This window comes from Thiomicrorhabdus heinhorstiae (assembly GCF_013391765.2).
GTDB classification, from domain to species: domain Bacteria; phylum Pseudomonadota; class Gammaproteobacteria; order Thiomicrospirales; family Thiomicrospiraceae; genus Thiomicrorhabdus; species Thiomicrorhabdus heinhorstiae.
On the sequence record NZ_JACBGI020000007.1, the window covers coordinates 64201 to 83155 of the forward strand.

The 18955-nt window shown below is 48.0% G+C and carries 21 protein-coding genes and 1 tRNA gene; 15 read left to right on the top strand and 7 right to left on the bottom strand.

From position 1 onward, the window contains the following. Positions 1–11 precede the first annotated feature (11 nt). Genes H8792_RS05665 through H8792_RS05675 form a run of 3 tightly spaced genes read right to left on the bottom strand, consistent with a single transcriptional unit; the run spans position 12 to position 2396 of the window. Positions 12–359 (bottom strand): VanZ family protein, encoded by a 348-nt coding sequence (locus H8792_RS05665; protein ID WP_185977969.1) that lies wholly within the window; start codon positions 357–359, stop codon positions 12–14. 56 nt (positions 360–415) lie between these two features. Further along, the gene (locus H8792_RS05670; RefSeq protein ID WP_185977970.1) at positions 416–1183 is read right to left on the bottom strand and encodes an undecaprenyl-diphosphate phosphatase; all 768 of its coding nucleotides are present in this window, start codon (positions 1181–1183) and stop codon (positions 416–418) included. Between the two features lie 25 nt (positions 1184–1208). Continuing rightward, positions 1209–2396, bottom strand: coding sequence for a class I SAM-dependent methyltransferase (locus H8792_RS05675; protein ID WP_185977971.1), 1188 nt, complete (start codon positions 2394–2396; stop codon positions 1209–1211). A gap of 155 nt (positions 2397–2551) precedes the next feature. Here H8792_RS05675 and H8792_RS05680 point away from each other — a divergent pair, with 155 nt between their 5' ends. Both H8792_RS05680 and H8792_RS05685 read left to right on the top strand, forming a co-directional pair. Then, positions 2552–3016: a FliG C-terminal domain-containing protein gene (locus H8792_RS05680; protein WP_185977972.1), complete on the top strand. Its 465-nt coding sequence runs from the start codon at positions 2552–2554 to the stop codon at positions 3014–3016. Between the two features lie 23 nt (positions 3017–3039). Next, entirely contained in the window at positions 3040–3531 is a 492-nt protein-coding gene (locus tag H8792_RS05685; RefSeq protein WP_228766964.1) for a FliG C-terminal domain-containing protein, read from the top strand. A gap of 21 nt (positions 3532–3552) precedes the next feature. Here H8792_RS05685 and folB read toward each other — a convergent pair whose 3' ends face one another. Next, positions 3553–3921, bottom strand: coding sequence for a dihydroneopterin aldolase (gene folB / locus H8792_RS05690; RefSeq protein ID WP_185977973.1), 369 nt, complete (start codon positions 3919–3921; stop codon positions 3553–3555). A gap of 154 nt (positions 3922–4075) precedes the next feature. On the opposite strand from folB, the gene plsY reads away from it, so the two are divergent. Continuing rightward, positions 4076–4678, top strand: coding sequence for a glycerol-3-phosphate 1-O-acyltransferase PlsY (gene plsY / locus H8792_RS05695; protein WP_185977974.1), 603 nt, complete (start codon positions 4076–4078; stop codon positions 4676–4678). A gap of 35 nt (positions 4679–4713) precedes the next feature. Here the strand turns inward: plsY and tsaD are convergent, their stop codons facing one another. Beyond that, positions 4714–5742 (bottom strand): tRNA (adenosine(37)-N6)-threonylcarbamoyltransferase complex transferase subunit TsaD, encoded by a 1029-nt coding sequence (gene tsaD, locus H8792_RS05700; RefSeq protein ID WP_185977975.1) that lies wholly within the window; start codon positions 5740–5742, stop codon positions 4714–4716. A 170-nt stretch (positions 5743–5912) separates the two neighbouring features. Here tsaD and rpsU point away from each other — a divergent pair, with 170 nt between their 5' ends. The 5 genes from rpsU (at position 5913) to H8792_RS05725 (ending at position 10705) form a co-directional block, all read left to right on the top strand. Next, on the top strand, positions 5913–6128 hold the full coding sequence (gene rpsU, locus H8792_RS05705) for a 30S ribosomal protein S21 (protein WP_185977976.1): 216 nt from the start codon (positions 5913–5915) through the stop codon (positions 6126–6128). Positions 6129–6140: 12 nt separating this feature from the next. Continuing rightward, positions 6141–6593, top strand: a complete 453-nt coding sequence (locus tag H8792_RS05710; RefSeq protein ID WP_324187598.1) for a GatB/YqeY domain-containing protein — start codon at positions 6141–6143, stop codon at positions 6591–6593. Positions 6594–6716: 123 nt separating this feature from the next. Further along, positions 6717–8504, top strand: a complete 1788-nt coding sequence (gene dnaG, locus H8792_RS05715) for a DNA primase (RefSeq protein WP_185977977.1) — start codon at positions 6717–6719, stop codon at positions 8502–8504. Between the two features lie 239 nt (positions 8505–8743). Further along, positions 8744–10528 carry an RNA polymerase sigma factor RpoD gene (rpoD, locus tag H8792_RS05720; RefSeq protein WP_185977978.1) on the top strand — a complete coding sequence of 595 codons (1785 nt, stop codon included), beginning with the start codon at positions 8744–8746 and terminating at the stop codon, positions 10526–10528. A gap of 100 nt (positions 10529–10628) precedes the next feature. Then, positions 10629–10705 (top strand) — tRNA-Ile (locus tag H8792_RS05725). A gap of 43 nt (positions 10706–10748) precedes the next feature. Here the strand turns inward: H8792_RS05725 and H8792_RS05730 are convergent. Then, on the bottom strand, positions 10749–11537 hold the full coding sequence (locus tag H8792_RS05730; RefSeq protein ID WP_185977979.1) for a DeoR/GlpR family DNA-binding transcription regulator: 789 nt from the start codon (positions 11535–11537) through the stop codon (positions 10749–10751). 303 nt (positions 11538–11840) lie between these two features. On the opposite strand from H8792_RS05730, the gene H8792_RS05735 reads away from it, so the two are divergent. From H8792_RS05735 to H8792_RS05750, 4 genes are all read left to right on the top strand, one after another. After that, complete coding sequence (locus H8792_RS05735; protein ID WP_185977980.1) at positions 11841–12830, top strand: phosphotransferase enzyme family protein; 990 nt, start codon at positions 11841–11843, stop codon at positions 12828–12830. Positions 12831–12860: 30 nt separating this feature from the next. Beyond that, complete coding sequence (locus H8792_RS05740; protein WP_185977981.1) at positions 12861–14123, top strand: class-III pyridoxal-phosphate-dependent aminotransferase; 1263 nt, start codon at positions 12861–12863, stop codon at positions 14121–14123. A gap of 13 nt (positions 14124–14136) precedes the next feature. Further along, the gene (gene fabG / locus H8792_RS05745) at positions 14137–14904 is read left to right on the top strand and encodes a 3-oxoacyl-ACP reductase FabG (RefSeq protein ID WP_185977982.1); all 768 of its coding nucleotides are present in this window, start codon (positions 14137–14139) and stop codon (positions 14902–14904) included. A gap of 363 nt (positions 14905–15267) precedes the next feature. Beyond that, entirely contained in the window at positions 15268–15921 is a 654-nt protein-coding gene (locus H8792_RS05750) for a putative metalloprotease CJM1_0395 family protein (RefSeq protein WP_185977983.1), read from the top strand. Between the two features lie 4 nt (positions 15922–15925). Here H8792_RS05750 and H8792_RS05755 read toward each other — a convergent pair whose 3' ends face one another. After that, positions 15926–16249, bottom strand: a complete 324-nt coding sequence (locus H8792_RS05755; RefSeq protein ID WP_185977984.1) for an ArsR/SmtB family transcription factor — start codon at positions 16247–16249, stop codon at positions 15926–15928. Positions 16250–16486: 237 nt separating this feature from the next. On the opposite strand from H8792_RS05755, the gene H8792_RS05760 reads away from it, so the two are divergent. The 3 genes from H8792_RS05760 (at position 16487) to H8792_RS05770 (ending at position 18873) form a co-directional block, all read left to right on the top strand. Beyond that, entirely contained in the window at positions 16487–17782 is a 1296-nt protein-coding gene (locus H8792_RS05760) for a S41 family peptidase (RefSeq protein ID WP_185978004.1), read from the top strand. Between the two features lie 17 nt (positions 17783–17799). After that, on the top strand, positions 17800–18354 hold the full coding sequence (locus H8792_RS05765) for a DJ-1 family glyoxalase III (RefSeq protein WP_185977985.1): 555 nt from the start codon (positions 17800–17802) through the stop codon (positions 18352–18354). Positions 18355–18552: 198 nt separating this feature from the next. Next, positions 18553–18873 (top strand): low-complexity protein, encoded by a 321-nt coding sequence (locus tag H8792_RS05770; RefSeq protein WP_228766965.1) that lies wholly within the window; start codon positions 18553–18555, stop codon positions 18871–18873. The last annotated feature ends 82 nt before the right edge of the window (positions 18874–18955 follow it).

The following is an 18955-nucleotide window of genomic DNA, read 5'->3' on the forward strand; positions in this document are numbered from 1 at the left end:
CGCCTGTCGATTTAACGTATGAATCGTTTTAATCGGTCAGCCCCGTGATTGGCAAGCAGCCAGGCCGCTAAAACCCCGCTGGTGTTGGCGAGCATATCGAAGGGGTCGAACTGACGATGAAAATGGGGTTGAATCATTTCCATCATAACGCCGATACCGATCAAAAGCACGGCGATAAGTACTCTTCTTTGTGTTCGGTATAGCTGAGAAAACCACAGCATGGCAATAAAATAGGCAATAAAGTGGTCGACCTTGTCGATAAAGCGAAATTTCACCGGGTGATATACGGAGAAAAGAGAGAGGTAGACGATTATTGCGAGAATCGTCAAACCTCCCAGTAGCCACAAGGTGCGAATCATATTGGCGAACACTCGATTAAGTGCGGCATGCTAAGGCTGAATGCTCCGACGCTGGATTAAACAAATAGTGCAAGCAATACGACCCCGAATGCGATTCGGTAGATACCGAATGCGTTAAAGGTGAAGCGTTGCAGGAATGCCATAAAGAGTTTGATTGTTGCATATGCAACCACAAACGACACCACAAAACCGACCAGCAATGGTGTAAAGCTGGTATCGGCAAACTCCTGATAGTGTTTTAGGAAGTCATATCCCGAGGCAGCCGCCAATACCGGAAGCGCCAGAAGGAATGAAAACTCGGCACTGGCCTTGCGGTTCAAACCAACCAGCATGGCGCCGACAATACTGGCTCCGGCGCGACTGGTGCCAGGAACGAGCGCAAATGCTTGCGCCACGCCGACCCACATTGCCTGCTTGTAGGTCATCTGCTCAATGTCGGAAATTTTGTGTTCGTCTTCACGATAGAAACGTTCCAGAAGCAGAAAGATAATACCGCCGATAATAAAGCCCCAGGCCACGACCTGCACGCTGAACAGCTCCTTTATCAGGTCGCTGAAGATGAATCCGATAATACCGATCGGCAGGAAGGCAATCGTTACCTTGACCCATAGCGGCCAGTGGCTGAGGCGAAAATATTGTTGGTAGTTGAAAACCACCGCCAAGATGGCGGCTAACTGGATAATGACCTCAAAAGCTGAGTTCTGGTCAGTTTGCTCCAGGCCGAGCCAATCGCTGACAACGATCAGGTGTCCGGTTGACGAGATCGGTAAGAACTCGGTAATGCCTTCAATAATGCCGAGTATAAACGCTTGGTACAGTTCCATGGGCCATCCTTGAATTTATGGGTGTTTAAAGCTGGTGACGAAGGTCGCGAACCGAAAATCCGATCAGGGATTTTTCGATTCCTTTGGTTAAAGCGATGACCTTAAAGGTTTCGCCCATCTCATCCGGTAGGGTGAGGGTTTTGATTTGTTGCGCTGTGCGAATCTGTTGTCCTAAATCCATCTCGGGATCGACGGACATTTCCAATAAGCCGCTGCCCATTAAAAAGTGCGCCTGAGTGGTAAATCCGGCGACTTTGAAGCCGTTATCGTAAGCGGCTTCCGCTACGGCGGTAAAGTCGACATGGGCGGTGATGTCCTGCAATCCGGGATAAAAAAACGGGTTCTGGTGCGCTCGATGTTGATAGTGACATCTTAAGGTCCCCATGACGCGCGCCGCTTGGTAGTATTCCTGACGAGTATAGCCGTAATCGACCAACAGCAAAGCGCCTTGAGCGATTACCGAGGTCAAACTCTTGATCCACGGCGACAGGTTGAGGTTGATTTCGGTCTCGTAGCCGAGATCCGATACCTTGCCGATATGCTTGATCAACTGATTAGCGAACTTTTGCAAGGAACCATGGGTAATGGTCTGGTAGTCCCAGATGAACTCGCTGTTCTGTTCGTTATAGTCAACAAATCCCTGCAAAGCTCTATCCGGTTCGATGCGCAGGCGTTCAAACGGCATCGCATCCAGAACTTCGTTGGCAAGTACCACTGCGGAAATCGCCGTACTTGGCAGAGACTCCAGCCAGACTACTTTTTGCATCGACTCTTTCGGCAGGTGAGCTTTAAGCGTTTCTTGCTGTCTTTGTCTTAAATCCGCGCTGAGTTCGAGGATGTAGTAGCGTTCAAGATTCTGTCCGATGGCCGATAACTCTAGAAGAATATCCTTGGCCATGACGCCACTTCCGGCACCGAATTCAAGAATGTTGGGATGCTCTAGCTCGGCTAGAATTTGTGCGCTTTGTCGAGCAAGGCAACGGGAGAAGATCGGTGAAACTTCCGGCGCGGTGATAAAGTCACCCTGGGGGCCGATTTTAGGCAATCCGCTGGCGTAATAGCCCAATCCCGGTGCGTACAACGCCATTTGCATATACTTGGAGAAAGCGATAGGGCCGTGGCGTTTTATCTGTTTAGCGATGAGACGTTGCAGTTGTGCGCTGTGAGCTTGGGCGTCTTCCGACGGTTGAGGTAAGGATTTGTGGTTTGCCATAGTGTCGATTTAAATGAATGGGTCGTGAAGTTTCTCTAACTCAAGGAAACGGTTCGGATATGATTTTGTTATTATGCTATAAACCTGAGCCGACAACCACAAGAAGCATGTTTTTATGTATTTTGCGGTAAGAGGGATAGTGCTGGGAGGTGCAGATGAAGGTTGGTATCCAGAAGTTGCATGAGAACGAATGGCTGGTGCATGTCGGTTTTGCCAGTGTCAAAATGGATCGCTTTTCGGTTGAGTTATTGGCGATTGCATTAGAAAGTCTAGGCATTCTTGATCACGGCGAAGAGCATTCCGAATTGAACGGTTATCTCAAGCTCGGGCTGCGTATTAAGGATTTGAAAGACCTGGATCTGCAAAAATTATTATCCGAGCTGGAATTAAGCGATCTGGTGTTGTTCCTGCTGGCGGCGGAAGATGATGAGTTGAAGCAAAAAGTCGAACATAATATGGGGTCGATGCTTTGCAAACAGTTAAACGAAGATCTTAAAGTGACGGCCTGCCCGGATGAACAAACGCTTAAACCAGCCATTCGCCGTATAGTGGAAAAGAGTTTCGAGCTGGAAACCAAAGGTGTGATCGAGTTCGCATCGGCGACGGCTCGTTATATTTAAGCATTCCGGGGCTGGAGGTGAATATGATGGAAATTTCAGCAAGGAGAGGTGATGACGGGGCCTATATTCTGCAATTAGGCAATGTTGAATTCGACCTTCCGGAAGATGTCGTGGATGCATTGTACGAAGTGGTCGATCAGCGCCTTCACCATGCCGAGAACCTGGATGATGAAAATCTGAAAGAGAAGATTACTTTCTACCATAACCTAGCAACCAAAATCGCCGGTATTGATGATCGTTTAGTGCAGAAATTCGCGCCAAAAGTTTCTGCCGAGCAGCTGGTGACGATTGCCCGTCTGGCCGAGGGGGATGTTCTTTATAATAAGATTTTGCGAAATCTTTCCCGGCAAAATCGTCGTCAGTTTGAAGACGATTATGCACATATGGACAAGATTACCGAGCAGCATGCGTGCTATCACATGGAACAGATGGTGCCTTTGATCAAGCAGGCGGCTGCAGAACATAAAGCCTTGCAGGACGAGATTCGCCAGGAACAGGTCGGCGAATTGGAATAATGCAACTCGCGCAATGCCGCTTTAAGTACGGTGTCTAAACAGTTTCAAACCGACTGTATCTGCTTTTTCTACCGCCAGAGGTTTCCCGACTTTTAATTGAATTGTTTCGATAAGTGGGTGTTGCTCGAATAAAAAAGCACAAATGTTTTCGCATAGAGTTTCCAGTAGTTCGACGCGACTGTTGGTAACCAGTTCACCAATCTGGTCGGCGACTTCCTTATAACTGACGGTATCGTCTATGTGATCGCTATCGGCGGCATTTTTAATTTTTACCCCCATCTCGACATCGAAGTTAAGTGGTTGCGTCTGCTCTCTCTCCCAATCATAGATACCGATAATCGCTTCGGTTTTCAGGTTTTCAATATAAATAATGTCTAAATCTGTCGGCATAGTCGTGTCCATTGCTGCGCTGGGAGAAGTAAGATGAATTGTCACGACATCATTATCTACTTCTAGTAGAATCATGCAATTCAAAGAAAATAGAAAAAAATGGCAACGCTGATCCGATCCGGGTCCGTTGTTGAGTGCTGGGGAGTAGAAAAATATGGAATTGGCGATTGGAATTGTTGCGGCCTATTTACTTGGATCGGTTTCGGCGGCGATTATTGTTTGTCGAGTGATGGGGCTGCCTGATCCGCGCCTTGACGGTTCGGGAAATCCGGGGGCGACGAATGTTAAGCGCCTGTACGGAAATAAACCGGCGGCGATTACCCTGGCCGGTGATTTTCTTAAGGGTGTGATCCCGGTTATTATCGGTCACCAGCTACAGTGGGCGCCTTTGGATATTATCCTGTTGGGCTTTGCCGCTTTTATCGGTCATCTCTATCCGGTGTTTTTCGGTTTTAGAGGCGGTAAAGGTGTGGCGACCATGCTCGGCGTTATGCTAGGTTTGGCCTGGCCGATCGGCCTAGCGGTTATTGGTGCTTGGCTTTTTGTTGCCAAGGTGCTGAAAATTTCCTCATTGTCGGCATTGATCGCGACTTTTTTGGCGCCGTTTTTCTGGTATCTGTACGGCGCCGATTCCAGCTGGATTTGGATCACGGCGTTAATGACGGCGATTCTGTTTTGGCGTCATCGCAGCAATATCGGACGCCTGCTGCGCGGTGAAGAGAGTCTGATTAAAAAGAAAGCAGAGTCTAAAGATTAAATCTGTAGAAGCGAATTTTTAGACTGCACGGACAACTACGCAATCGGTTCCAGTTCTTCCAGCGACCAGCGTGGAGTGGTTGCGAAATTCAAATTATTATGCTGGCCGGCGAGTAAGCGCTGCGCTCCCGCATAGGCGATCATTGCGCCATTATCAGTACAAAATTCCAAGCGTGGATAAAAGACTTCCCCCCGGCGCTTTTTCATGAGTGAGTCCAGTTTGGAGCGGATTTCGCGGTTGGCGCTGACCCCGCCGGAAACCACTAAACGATTTAACCCTTCCTGCTCCAGAGCGCGTTTGCATTTGATCGTCAGTGTATCGGCCACCGCCAACTCGAAGGCCCGGCAGATATCGGCTTTGGTTTGCTCGGTGTCATCGTCGTCGGCCAGAGCTGCCTGCCATGTATTCAGGGTATAGGTTTTCAGACCGCTGAAGCTCATGTCCAAGCCAGGACGATCGACCATCGGGCGAGGGAATTTATAGCGCTCACTATTGCCCCGCAACGCCAATTGGGAAACTTTCGGGCCGCCCGGATAGCCGAGATCAAGCAATTTGGCGGTTTTATCGAAGGCTTCACCTGCGGCATCGTCCAGTGTATCGCCGAGTAATTTATAGCGTCCGATGCCGTCGACACGGATAAGCATACTATGGCCACCGGAAATCAATAGGCAGATAAAAGGAAATTGCGGTTTGTCTTCTTCCAGCATCGGAGCCAGCAGGTGGCCTTCCATGTGGTGTACGCCGATGGCAGGGATTTTCAGTGCGTAAGCGAGGCTGCGGGCAACTGAAGCACCGGCCAGTAAAGCGCCGATCAGGCCTGGACCAGCTGTATAGGCAATACCTTCAAGGTCCCGGGTCTGTTTGCCGCCCGCCTGTAAGGTTTCAAGAATCAGCGGAGACAGCTTGCGGATATGGTCTCGGGAAGCCAGTTCCGGTACTACGCCGCCATACAAAGCGTGCAGTTCCATCTGTGTGTAAAGTCGATGCGCCAGTAAACCTTGGTCTGTGTCATACAGGGCGACACCGGTCTCGTCGCACGAACTTTCAATTCCCAGAACTAACATTTTTGACTCACTTGTTGAAAAAGTGCCTGAATTTTAACAAATAATTGAAATTTTTATTGGAAAAGGTTTGCAAATGAAGGTCGAGAATTTTATAATTCGCGGTTTCTAATATTTCCTATTTCTTGCGTGGGAGATATGAATCCGAATGCTAAAATTGAATAGGTAGAATTATGCCAAGCGTAAAAATCAGAGATACTGAACCATTTGACGTAGCACTACGTCGTTTTAAGCGTGCATGTGAAAAAGCCGGCGTTTTGACCGAAACTCGCAAGCGCGAATTTTATGAAAAACCAACTTGGGCGCGTAAGCGTATGAAAGCCGCTGCTGTTAAGCGTCTAGCTAAGCGTCTATCTCGCGAAAATCGTCGTACTAACCGTCTGTACTAAGAGTTTTTGCCTGTGTCGACTACAATGAAAGAGCAGCTGACCGCCGAAATGAAGGCGTGCATGAAAGCCAAGAATAAAGAGCGATTGACGGTTGTTCGTTCGCTTTTGGCCGCCATTAAGCAGGTTGAGATCGATAACCAAGTAGACGTTGATGATGCCGGAGTTTTGGCTATTTTAGATAAAGCCATGAAGCAACGTCGTGATTCTCATCAGCAATTTGTGGACGCCGATCGTCCTGATTTAGCTGAGCAAGAAGCCTACGAAATGTCGGTCATTCAGGACTTTATGCCTCAGCCTCTTTCCGAAGCTGAAATCGTCGCATTAATTGAAGAAGCCATGGCTTCCAGCGGTGCTTCCAGTATGCAGGACATGGGTAAAGTTATGGGCTTGCTAAAACCGAAAATGCAAGGCCGTGCCGATATGGGCGAAGTGAGTAAACTCATTAAAGCGAAATTAGCAGGATAAAATCGTCAGCGATTTGATTGTCAGAAATTTAAATTCTGTTGTTTCCAAGTATGAACCCGTTAGTTTGAAAGAGCTAACGGGTTTTTGCGTTCCAAGGGCTCCGATTGTGGATAAGGTGTGAATATGTCGATGAAATCCGGCTCGATTCCGCGCAATTTTATTGAGAATTTGCTGGCACGGGCTGACCTGGTTCAGGTAATCAATCAACGTGTTCCGCTGAAAAAAGCCGGAGCAACCTATAAGGCTTGCTGTCCGTTTCACAGTGAAAAAACCCCATCCTTTAATGTTAATCCCAGCAAACAGTTCTACCACTGCTTCGGTTGCGGGGCGAGCGGAGACGCCATTAAATTCTTAATGGATTACGACGGTTTGTCGTTTGTCGAAGCGGTAGAGAGTCTGGCGGCTCAATATGGTATGGAAGTGCCTCGAGAGCGCTTGAAACCTGAGGAGCAGAAGAAAGTTGAAGAGCAGCGTCAGCAGCAAAGAGATCTGTACGATGTTATGCATATGGCGGCGAAGTTCTACCGTCATCAATTGCGCGATCATCCGCAATCACAGGTTGCCAAAAGCTATTTGAAGCGGCGCGGTTTGAGTCCGGAGATTGCCAAAGCGTTTGTGATCGGTTATGCCCCGCCGGGTTGGGATGGTTTGATTCAAGGTTTGAATGGCGGGCGAGCCGATCCGGTTTTGATGAGCCAGCTTATCGAGGGTGGATTGGTCGTTGATAAATCTGTGGATAAAAAATACGACCGTTTTCGTAATCGGGTCATGTTTCCTATCCGGGATGGACGCGGCCGAGTGATTGCTTTTGGCGGCAGAGTTCTCGGTGACGACCAGCCGAAGTATCTGAATTCACCGGAGACGCCGATTTTTCATAAAAGCTCGACTCTGTACGGTTTGTTTGAAATGCGTCAGACACGGCAAAACTTTGATCAGGTTCTAGTGGTTGAAGGCTATATGGATGTGGTTGCGCTGGCTCAATATGGCATTCAGAATGCCGTTGCCACTCTCGGAACTGCGACTACCGCCGAGCATCTGCAGATTTTGTTTCGCCAGTTCCGTGAAGTCGTTTTCTGTTTTGACGGCGACAGTGCCGGGGTCAAAGCGGCTTGGAAAGCTCTGGAAATTGCTTTGCCGTTAATGCATAAAGAGCGGGTGGTGAAATTTCTGTTTCTGCCTCAGGGTGAAGATCCGGATTCAACGGTGCGCAAAGAGGGCGTTGAGTCCATGCGTCAACGCATTGCGACGGCGAGGCCTTTATCGTCTTTTCTGCTTGAAGGCCTTCAGGGGCGTTTGACTTTTCCTGTGCATTCGATTGAAGGGCGTCAGCAGCTGGTGACTCTGGCAGAGCCTTATATTCGTCTGGCACAGGGCTTGTATCAGTTCCTGTTGTTGGAAGGGTTGTCGGAGCTGGTTGAGTTGCCAATTTGGCGAATTGAACGGCAGATGGGGTTGAAAAGCGGTTTTACTCCGCAACAATCGAAAAAACTTGCAAAAGAACCGGCGGCGGCCGATAAAGCAAAACACGCCGTCGTCAGCGTTTCGTTGAAGATATTGCGGGTGCTCTCCAAGCGCCCGCACTGGACGGAGATGTTCAGCGAAGCAATGATTGCCGATCTGAGTCGTTCGGAACTTGAAGATGAGCGCTTGCTTGGGCAGAGTGTCGCTTTTTTAAAGCATAATAGGTTCGATCTTGGTGCATTAAGGGATTGGATTTTGTCTCAAGGGCGTGCTGAAGCTTGGCAGAAGGTGGAAGAAAACTTGCTTCAAGACGACGAGCATTTTTTATTGGCGGAGTTTGAAAGTTTAATGACCGCCTTGGCTCGTGAGCTGAATTATTCGCAATTGGGTAAAAACGGTTGGGACAGCGAGACGTTGAGTAAACTGCAACGTTCTTTGCAAAAAAAATGATAAGCGGTTTGAGAAAAACCGGAAATTTATGGCGAAATACCTTTAAAAATGCATTTCTAGTTCTTATATACAGATACTCGCAGCAGGAATCGATAAAGAGCATAAATCACTCTTTTTAAAGGAATCTTTTTCACGATCACGTAATTTTCTTGTATAATTTCGTGTTCTGTTTTTTTCGTCGGCCAAAAGCCGATGGAGTGACAATAGGCAATACTTTAGGGTTTTATTCGAGGCAAAACATGACAAAAGTCGAAAGAAAACAGCAGTTAATTGATTTGATTGAACGCGCAAAAGAGTTGGGTTATCTGACTTTTGCGGATGTAAACGATGTTTTGCCAGACGATATCGAAGAGGATCAATTAGGTCAGGTATTGACCATTCTGAAAGATTTCGGAATTAAACTGTTTGATTCTCCTCCGGATGAAGACGAATTGTTGACTCAGGAAGGTGAGGCTTTTGACGATGCAGCGGCAGAAGCTGCCCTTGCTGCCCTTGCTGAAGTTGACAGTGAATTTGGCCGTACCACCGACCCTGTGCGCATGTATATGCGTGAAATGGGTTCGGTAGAGCTTCTGACACGCCACGGTGAAATCGAAATTGCCAAACGTATTGAATGGGGTATCCGCGATATGCTGGATGCCTTGGCCAAATACCCTAACTTCTCGCGTGAAATTCTTAGTGCCTTTGACAAGATGGAAGACGGGGAAGGAAAAATTGCCGACGTTATTCAAGGATTTGTCCGTCCGGAAGATTTAGTAGATGTTCCGGTTGAAGAATTGTCGCCTGACAACGATTCGGGCGAGCCGAAAGAAGACGGCGTTAATCAGGAAGAGCTGGACGCTTTCCTGGAAGAACTTCGCAAGCTGAACGACGAAGCGATTAAGCTGGAGAGCGAGTACGGTGCGGAAGATGAGCGCGCCTCCAAAAAACGTGAAGAAGTCGTTGAATTACTGAAAACCGTTAAGATTACTCCACAGTTCTCGAACGATTTGATCCGTGAAATCAAGCGCAAGATCAAACTGATTCGTGAACAGGAACGTGTTATCGTTGATTTGGTTCAGCGTAAGATTCGTGTGCCGCGTGCACAATTCCTCGAAGCCTTTGTCGGTTCTGAAACCGATTATGCAATGTTGGATCGTCTAATCGAACAATGCCCTGATTTGGCTTCCGCTTTGGAAGATGCTCGTTTGGAAGTCAAGAGAGCGCAAAAACGTCTGGCGATGATCGAAAAATCTGAAAAAATGCCAATTTCTTTGTATAAGTCGGTTTACAAAGATTTGAGTAAGGCGGAAAACAACACTCGTTTGGCCAAGCGTGAAATGATCGAGGCGAACTTGCGTCTGGTTATTTCCATCGCTAAAAAGTACACCAATCGCGGTCTGCAATTCCTGGATCTAATTCAGGAAGGGAATATCGGCCTGATGAAAGCGGTTGATAAGTTTGAGTATCGCCGCGGTTACAAGTTCTCTACCTATGCAACCTGGTGGATTCGTCAGGCAATTACCCGTTCGATTGCCGATCAGGCAAGAACCATTCGTATTCCAGTGCATATGATCGAAACCATCAACAAACTGAACCGTATTCAGCGTCAGCTGTTGCAGAGGATGGGGCGTGAGCCGACTCCTGAAGAGTTGGCGCAAGAGATGGAAATGCCGGAAGACAAGATTCGCAAGGTGATGAAAATCGCTAAAGAGCCTATTTCCATGGAAACTCCGATCGGGGATGACGAAGATTCTTCGTTGGGTGATTTTATCGAGGATTCCAACATTCTGTCTCCGCAGGATGCCGCCGATGCGGAAGGTATGAGCGAAACGGTTCGTGAAATGTTGAATACATTGACGCCGCGCGAAGCAAAAGTATTGCGTATGCGTTTCGGTCTAAGTATGAACACTGATCATACGCTTGAAGAAGTCGGTAAGCAGTTTGACGTTACTCGTGAGCGTATCCGTCAGATTGAAGCCAAGGCACTGCGCAAGCTGCGCCACCCAAGCCGTGCAGAACGTCTGAAAAGTTTCCTGGATTAATTATTTAGCCCGCATTCGCGGGCTAAATATTTTCAAATCGCCCGGCGGCCGTTATAATACGCACTTCCGCCGTTCGGCGATCCAATCTTATCCCTTTCTGGGGCCCTTAGCTCAGTTGGTTAGAGCATCCGACTCATAATCGGCAGGTCCACGGTTCAAGTCCGTGAGGGCCCACCATTTATCGCTTCAATCAATTCACTCCAATTTGAGCTTCACTGTTTTACGCCTCGGCAATAATCAGTTTTACCTGTTTTAAAGCCAGTTTATTTGCGATGGCCGAGAGTGGTTGCTGATCTGTAATTAGGTAGTCCAGCTCTTCCAGTCTGCAGACAATTTCCAATTTGCCAAGCCCGAACTTTGCATGGTCGGCCAGAATGGTGGTTTGCCGGGCGCGTTGAATCATTTCTCTTTTCAAAGCGGCTACGTCCTGGTCGTATTCGGTGACACCCTCAACGGTAATGGAACCTCCGCTGGAAAAGCAGTGGTCGGCGTTGTATTGCCTGATGGCCTGAATGCTTGCAGAGCCGTAACAACTGCCCTCCGTTGCTCGGTATAACCCGGGAAGCATAATAACTTTGTGAGTCGGGTTACCTGAGGCGGCCATGGCAATGGCGTGGCTGTTGGTAATAATGGTTAGATAGTTCCGGCTGATAGCAAGGCGGCTGGCTAGGTATACACAGGTTGCGCTTGAATCAAACATGATGACCTGGCCGTTTTCGACGAGTTGTTCCGCAGTCTTGGCAATAGCCGTTCTCTGTTTCGGGAACAGCTGCTTGCGAACGTTTAGCGTGCCTTCTATCGCGGTTGAGAGACTGGTGGCTCCACCGTGCGCTCTTTGTAATAGTGAGGCTTCGGCCAGCATGTCCAGATCACGGCGGACGGTTTCGATCGAAACGTGAAACTCTTGCGCCAGATCGGAGATCAGCACCAGAGGTTTTACCTTGAGTTGCTGAAGGATGCTGGCTTGTCTCTGTTTCTTGTTTAGACGGGCGCTTTCGTCGCTATTCAATCTTATTTTCTCCCGTTGGTGTTTTTTATTGCTTGATGAGCAAGATGAGGATTCTCGCTGCATTTTTGTTGGTTTTTTCAATATTTTTAGCGCATTTTTGGTGCAATGTCACGATCTTTAATCCGCGTTAAATAGAGGTTTCTATGGTGTTTTGTTCTTAACATATTGAAAATAAATAACTTAATTTTTATTGGTCTTTTATGTGGTTTTGTTGTTAAAAACCAAGTTTTTGTGATCGGGTGGTTGTATTAGGTGTTGTGTTGAATCTTACATCTCTCCGAGCTCAGGGGGTAATGTCGGAAAATGGATTACGAAGCGCAGCTGGCATATCTGCAAAATATCGGTGAGCAGGCTCTGGAAAAGTGGGCTCTGCCGGAAGAGGCCACTTTGAATCTACTGAGTTTGTCGGAGAACGCGACCTACCGGGTGGATATGTCTGATCGACCGCCTCTGGTTTTAAGGGTGCATAGAACCGATTATCACTCCAAAAAGGGCATTCAGACCGAGCTGGATTGGATGAATGCTCTCCAAGGAGAAGCCGGAATTAAAACACCGCAAGCAATCCTGGGTAAGAATGGCGAAGCGATTCAAGAGATAGTGTCTGAGTCCTCGGGTGAAGTGCGTTATATCACACTGTTTCACTTTATTGACGGCGAAGAACCTGACGAATCTGATCTGATCGAACCTTTTAAGCGATTGGGTGAAGTGGCCGGAAAAATGCATAACCATGCACGGGAGTGGGTGTTGCCGGAGTATTTCGATCGTTTGGTCTGGGATTATGAGGGGTGTATCGGCGCATCGGCTAACTGGGGAGATTGGCGACTCGGACCGGGATTGGAGTCTCATCAATTGTCGACTCTGGAAGAGGTTGCCGAGTTGCTGAAGGTTCGCTTGCGGGCTTTTGGACAGAGCACGCAGCGTTTCGGATTGATCCACTCCGATATCCGCTTGGCGAACCTCCTGATTTGTGACGGTGAAACCCGGGTGATCGATTTTGATGATTGCGGTCTTGGCTGGTATTTATATGACCTGGCATCCGCCGTAAGTTTTATCGAGACGATGCCGGGTTTGGACAAGGTCATCGAGGCCTGGATCGAAGGTTATCTTCGCAGTGCGGAATTGTCCGAGGAAGAGATTAAAGAAATTCCTACTTTTATTATGTTACGCCGTTTGACCCTTTTGGCTTGGCTGGGATCGCATCCGGATGCGGATCTGGCGAAAGAGATTGGCAACACCTTTGCAGAAGGAACGGCGGCGTTGGGAGAAGAGTACCTTCAAGCATTCAGGGCTTGAGAGGTTCTGTCGGTATATTGGAAATCGAAGATGGTAAGTGACAATAAGCAAGCATTTTTGGATAGAACCAAGCAGGTTTGGAATCCCGGGAAGACGCAGGATTGGATTGATACCGGTGTAGACATCGTGATTGATAAGCGCGAAGGGTACTGCTTTTGGGATATGGACGGGCGGCGCCTGATTAATATGCATCTGAACGGTGGGGTTTATAACCTTGGGCACCGCAACCCGGAAGTGATCGAAGCGGTAACTGAAGCCATGGTGTATTTTGATATCGGCAATCACCATTTTCCGTCATTGATGCGAACTCGGTTAGCGGAAAAGCTGCTGGAAAGTGGCCCGGATAATATGAAGTACGCCATCTTTGCCAGTGGAGGGGGAGAGGCGATCGATATTGCTCTCAAGTCGGCTCGCAATGCAACCGGAAAGCGAAAAATTATCTCGCTGCAGAACTGTTATCACGGCCATACCGGGCTGTCGGTAAAAACCGGCGCCGCTAGGTTTAACGAAATTTTTCTGACCGAACCGGAAGAGGATCAGTTTGTTCAGGTGCCGTTCAATGATTTGCCGGCGATGGAAGAGGCTTTGCAAGCAGGGGATGCTGCGTGTGTAATTATCGAAAGCATTCCGGCAACCTACGGATTTCCTATGCCCGATCCAGGCTATTTGCCGGCGGTTAAGGCGTTATGCGAAAAATATACGGCGTTGTATATCGCCGATGAGGTGCAGACCGGTTTAATGAGAACCGGGCAGATGTGGTGTTGCACGGGTTATGGAGTTGAGCCGGATATTTTGGTGTCAGGGAAAGGTTTGTCGGGTGGAATTTATCCGATTGCCGCAGTGCTGGTTTCCGAACAGGCGGGGCAATGGTTGAACCAGGATGGTTGGGCGCATATGTCTACCTTCGGCGGTTCGGAGATCGGCTGTGCAGCGGCATTGAAAACGCTGGAAATCATTCAGCGCCCGGAGACGGTTAGAAATGTGCAGGATGTCAGTGCTTACTTCGAGCAAGCGTTGGCTGAGGTACAAAGCAAATTTCCAGAATTTTTTGTCGGAATTCGCAAAAACGGGCTGGTAATGGGGTTGGAGTTCAATCATCCCAGAGGTGCAGAGCTGATTATGCAGGCGCTTTACCGGCAAGGTGTATGGGCTATTTATTCGGCATTGGATCCTCGAGTGTTACAGTTTAAAGCAGGCTTGTTGATGTCGTTGGAACTGTCTCGGGAAGTGATGGCTATTCTCGAAAAAGCGATTGCCGAAGTGATTGAAAATATCGATTTGACGGAAGGTTAGAAGGAGGGCGTAGATGTCGATGCAAGGTAAAACCGTTTTCATTACGGGTGCGAGCAAGGGAATCGGGCGAGGGATTGCGACGGAATTCGCCAAGCACGGTGCCAATGTGGCGATAGTGGCACGTGATAAACAAGCTGCTAAGTCGGTTGCCGACGAGCTGGTATCAAACGGGTATCAAGCCATCGGATTGTCAGCGGATGTTGCCGATAAAGCTTCGCTTGAATCGGCGGTAAATGAAGCTGTTTCAATCTATGGTAGAGTGGATATTTTATGCGCCAATGCCGGAATTTTTCCTTCGGCCGGTTTAGAAGAGATGACCGAAGCGGATTGGGATATCGTGATGAATACCAATTTGAAGGGAACACTGTTTAGCGTACAGGCGTGTTTGCCTGAACTGAAAAAATCCGCAGCGGGACGTATTGTCATTACTTCATCGATTACCGGGCCGATTACCGGTTTTCCGGGCTGGAGTCATTATGGTGCTTCAAAAGCCGGCCAGCTTGGTTTTATTCGAACAGCTGCGATTGAGTTGGCTAAATACGGCATTACGGTGAATGCGGTTATGCCCGGCAATATCCTGACTGAAGGTTTAGCCGGTATGGGAGATGAGTATTTGGCACAGACGGCAGCGTCTATTCCCTTGAAACGGCTTGGATCGGTTGAAGATATTGCAAATGCTATGCTCTATTTTGCCTCGGAACAGGCGGGCTATGTGACAGGCCAGACGATCGTTGTCGATGGTGGACAAGTCTTGCCGGAATCGATGGAAGCCGTGGGGTAATCTTCGCACTTCTTGGCGGGGAAATAATTTATGTTTGAGCGTCCCGCCATTTCAATATGTTTTTATAACCATTCTGACCAGGCAAGCAGCACGTAGGCGATGCCCAAGCCGACGCTGGTAAAGCTAAGCAGTTCGATAATGAAGTGTTCGATTTTGTGTTGAGTTGTATGGTGTTTCATGTTCCAGACCTCTATTGTTTGCATTTTTGTACGTGTCTTTCAATTGAGAGTATCTGCAGATGGGTATTTTTCTTGATCTGTTTCGTCAAAAAATATATGAATTTTCTCTTGGTAAATTAATGGGTTAAAGGTTTTATCGCTTCGGCCGATAAAATGTTTAAAAGCCTGTTTAGAGGGAAGTTGTATGGGAGTTCAAAGTGTCGAGCAAGCTCAAGCTGCTGTCGTAGCTTATAATGCTGCACCGCAGTCAATTTCTCCTGCGACGACTCAAAGCAATACAGCAAATTCCGTTGGGGATGGTAAAAGAGAAAATAACGCTTTTGAGGTTTCCAGCCGAGACTCGAATGCTTCGAGTTCAAACGGCCAGGCGCACAATCTGGTCTCCAAGGCGCAGGCCGATTCGGATCTTCAGCAAAGTCGCGAAGTCGAGCAAGTTCTCACTCAGCTAAAAGCTCGCGATCTTGAAGTCAGGGCACATGAAGCCGCTCACTTGAATGCTGCCGGCGGACATGCGCGAGGTGGAATGTCATTCAGTTATCAAACAGGACCAGATGGCCAAAAATACGCGGTTGGTGGCGAAGTCGGTATCGACACATCACCGGTTGCCGGCGATCCGCAGAAAACTCTGGATAAAGCCCGGCAGATTCAAGCTGCGGCAATGGCTCCGGCACAACCTTCTTCTCAGGATTTTCGTGTTGCCGCGCAAGCAATTCAGATGCAGCAGCAGGCTCTAGTCGAAATGAGGCAGATGTCGCAGGAAGAGGCGGGTATGGGTGAGAGGAACGGTTTTGAAGCCCGGTTAAGTGTTCAGCGGGCGGAAAAGCCCGCTGAAGCTTGAAGGTTTAAGATTCCGATGCCGGGCAGAAGGTTTCTTGCATGACACCCATTAATTGCAGAATATTGTGATCGCGCACTTTGCATAGAATTTTGCTGCCTTCACGGCGTGATGTAATAATCTCTTTTTCCCTTAAAATGTCGATATGTTGAGAAATATTACTCTGGGTTGTGCCGACCTGTTTGACGATATCCATGACGGGAAGTTCTTTTTCGCCGATGACGCAAAGAATCTTCAGACGTAGAGGGTGACCCATCGCCTTTAAGGCTTTGGATGCCTTATTAATATTCTCTTCCTTCATTTCAAAAACATTTGCGTCTAAGTTTTCCATTATTACTTCTTTACTATATAACAATATTATGAATTTCTAGAAGGATTCTAATGAAAAGCGGCCCTTATGTCACTTAAAGTTAATTTATAATGGACAAATAATTTTTTTAGAAAAAATTTTTTATTGGCGGCCGATTCAGGCAATAATGGGCTTCAATCGAAAGAAGTGGAGAAAAAAGTGGCGTCTTCTGGATTTAAGAAAGCAGTATGGTTAGGTTCCGGTGTGGTTTTAGGGGCAATGATTGCCGTTGGTTCTACGGTATGGGCTGACAAGGAAACTAATCCGCCACAGACGCCACAAGCCGAAGAGCAGAAAATGACCCTGCCTTTGCAGGAATTGCGTGCCTTTGTTGAAGTCTATGAGCGCGTCTATCACGATTATGTCGATCAGGTCGACGATAAGAAACTTCTGGAAGGTGCGATCAGCGGAATGCTATCGAGTCTTGATCCGCACTCCGCCTACCTTCCTCCGACTGACTTTAAAGAGATGGAAGAGCACACCCGCGGTGAATTTGGCGGTCTCGGGATGGAAGTCGGGATGGAAGACGGCTTTGTTAAGGTCATTTCTCCAATCGACGATACTCCGGCACAAAAAGCCGGGATCAAAGCCGGAGATCTGATTATCAAACTGGGCAATGAACCGGTTAAGGGTAAGACTCTTAGTGAAGCGGTTAAAATCATGCGCGGCAAGCCGGGTACAAAAATCACCTTAACTGTTGTGCGTGAAGGTGAAGACGGGCCGCTTAAGATCGATCTTACCCGTGCTGTGATTAAAGTAAAAAGCGTTAAGCAGCGTCTATTGCCTGACGGTGTCGGTTATGTCCGTATCAGTCAGTTCCAGATTCGTACCGGTCAGGATTTACAGAATGCGTTAACGACATTGGAAAAAGAGAACGGAGTGCCTTTGAACGGCCTGGTTCTGGATTTACGGAATAATCCGGGCGGCGTTTTGAATGCGGCGGTTCAAGTTTCCGATGCATTCCTGAATGACGGTTTGATTGTCTATACCGAAGGGCGTATCAAAAACTCCAAAATGCGTTTTGAAGCGGAAGAAGGCGATCTGATGAATGGTAAGCCGATTGTTGTTTTGATCAACGAGGGTTCCGCTTCGGCTTCGGAAATCGTTTCCGGTGCTTTGCAGGATCAGAAACGCGCGATTATTGTCGGCCGTACCAGTTTCGGTAAAGGCTCGGTACAGACCTTGTTGCAGTTGAATAACGGTGCAGCGATCAAGGTGACAACTGCTCGTTACTACACTCCATCCGGACGTTCGATTCAAGCGGAAGGTATCGAGCCGGATGTCAAAATCGATTTGGTTAAGGTTGAAAAAGTGAAGCCGTCCGAATTGGGTAATATCAAAGAAAAAGATTTGAGCGGTCATTTGGAAAATGGTGAAGCGCATGCTGACAAGACTTCCGATAAGGATAAAGCCGATAAAGACGTCAAACAGCTTCTGGATAAGGATTATGAGTTGAACGAGGCGTTGCGCATCGCTAAGACTATGATCCTTGCACAAAAAATGCAGGCTAAATAAGTTCAAGGAGCAATCCTATGGCAAAAGTATTAGTCCCATTGGCGCAAGGCTGTGAAGAGCTCGAAGCCGTGACTTTGATCGACTTGATGGTTCGCGCAGGTATAGAGGTGGTTACTGCCAGTCTGGACGACGAGCGTGTGATTACTGCCAGCCGTGGCGTTCAATTGATCGCTCAGACCACTTTGGATCAAGTGCTGGGTCAGGAATTTGATCTGGTTGTTCTTCCGGGCGGTTTACCGGGGGCTGATTATCTCAATGAGGACCCGCGGATTATCGAGTTATTGCAGCGAACCGTTCAGCATGGCGGTTTGTCGGCAGCGATTTGTGCGGCACCGAAGGTGCTGGTCAGTGCCGGATTATTGGATAACCGGGAAGCGACCAGTTATCCGGGAGTCATTGATGTAGAACCTGCTCCGGGAATGCAATATCTCGACCTACCGGTAGTCGATGCCGGCTCGGTGCTGACCTCTAAAGGCCCCGGCACGGCAATGGACTTTGCGCTGATATTGATCGAACGTCTGTGTGGTGCCGAGAAACGCCTGGAAGTCGAGCAGGGATTACAGAGATCCTAGATTAAAATCAGTATTGATCAAAACAACGGCGGATTTTTCCGCCGTTGTTGTTTGTGTTGACATGTTTATGCTGCAAATTAATCGGCTTAAAAAGTATTTTTTATTGATTTTTTATCGATAAATGAAAGAATGCATTAGGAAACGGGTCTTCTGTAATGAACGGGGCTACCGTTTCGATTCATTTCAGAGGGAGAAATTATGATGAAAGCGTTTAATTCAATTACGTCGATGTTTGCAGTTGCAGTATTCGGATTTGCTATGTTGGGTACGGTACAAACTGCGGCGGCAGCGGAAAACCCGTTCGGTCTGTCGGCCCAGCAAGATGGCTTCATGCTATTGGCTTCGGAAAAATGCGGGGCAGGCAAATGCGGAGCGGAAAAACCGGCTCAGAAGTGTGGCGGTGAGCCTGCCAAGAAATGTGGTGCTGAAAAACCAATGAAATGCGGTGCCGGTAAATGTGGCGGTACTCCTCCGGCAGAGAAGAAATGCGGTGCCGGTAAATGTGGTGGCAGTAAGTAATCGTTTTTTCTGATTGACTACCGTATTAAAAGCGCCAACGAATTTCGTTGGCGTTTTTGTTTGGAGATTTTAAAAATATAGA

Excerpts from the sequence above, each read along its gene's own strand:
- H8792_RS05665 (WP_185977969.1), bottom strand. The coding sequence starts at position 359 with ATGATTCGCACCTTGTGGCTACTGGGAGGTTTGACGATTCTCGCAATA.
- H8792_RS05670 (WP_185977970.1), bottom strand. The coding sequence starts at position 1,183 with ATGGAACTGTACCAAGCGTTTATACTCGGCATTATTGAAGGCATTACC.
- H8792_RS05675 (WP_185977971.1), bottom strand. The coding sequence starts at position 2,396 with ATGGCAAACCACAAATCCTTACCTCAACCGTCGGAAGACGCCCAAGCT.
- H8792_RS05680 (WP_185977972.1), top strand. The coding sequence starts at position 2,552 with ATGAAGGTTGGTATCCAGAAGTTGCATGAGAACGAATGGCTGGTGCAT.
- H8792_RS05685 (WP_228766964.1), top strand. The coding sequence starts at position 3,040 with ATGATGGAAATTTCAGCAAGGAGAGGTGATGACGGGGCCTATATTCTG.
- folB (WP_185977973.1), bottom strand. The coding sequence starts at position 3,921 with ATGCCGACAGATTTAGACATTATTTATATTGAAAACCTGAAAACCGAA.
- plsY (WP_185977974.1), top strand. The coding sequence starts at position 4,076 with ATGGAATTGGCGATTGGAATTGTTGCGGCCTATTTACTTGGATCGGTT.
- tsaD (WP_185977975.1), bottom strand. The coding sequence starts at position 5,742 with ATGTTAGTTCTGGGAATTGAAAGTTCGTGCGACGAGACCGGTGTCGCC.
- rpsU (WP_185977976.1), top strand. The coding sequence starts at position 5,913 with ATGCCAAGCGTAAAAATCAGAGATACTGAACCATTTGACGTAGCACTA.
- dnaG (WP_185977977.1), top strand. The coding sequence starts at position 6,717 with ATGTCGATGAAATCCGGCTCGATTCCGCGCAATTTTATTGAGAATTTG.
- rpoD (WP_185977978.1), top strand. The coding sequence starts at position 8,744 with ATGACAAAAGTCGAAAGAAAACAGCAGTTAATTGATTTGATTGAACGC.
- H8792_RS05735 (WP_185977980.1), top strand. The coding sequence starts at position 11,841 with ATGGATTACGAAGCGCAGCTGGCATATCTGCAAAATATCGGTGAGCAG.
- H8792_RS05740 (WP_185977981.1), top strand. The coding sequence starts at position 12,861 with ATGGTAAGTGACAATAAGCAAGCATTTTTGGATAGAACCAAGCAGGTT.
- fabG (WP_185977982.1), top strand. The coding sequence starts at position 14,137 with ATGTCGATGCAAGGTAAAACCGTTTTCATTACGGGTGCGAGCAAGGGA.
- H8792_RS05750 (WP_185977983.1), top strand. The coding sequence starts at position 15,268 with ATGGGAGTTCAAAGTGTCGAGCAAGCTCAAGCTGCTGTCGTAGCTTAT.
- H8792_RS05755 (WP_185977984.1), bottom strand. The coding sequence starts at position 16,249 with ATGGAAAACTTAGACGCAAATGTTTTTGAAATGAAGGAAGAGAATATT.
- H8792_RS05760 (WP_185978004.1), top strand. The coding sequence starts at position 16,487 with ATGATTGCCGTTGGTTCTACGGTATGGGCTGACAAGGAAACTAATCCG.
- H8792_RS05765 (WP_185977985.1), top strand. The coding sequence starts at position 17,800 with ATGGCAAAAGTATTAGTCCCATTGGCGCAAGGCTGTGAAGAGCTCGAA.
- H8792_RS05770 (WP_228766965.1), top strand. The coding sequence starts at position 18,553 with ATGATGAAAGCGTTTAATTCAATTACGTCGATGTTTGCAGTTGCAGTA.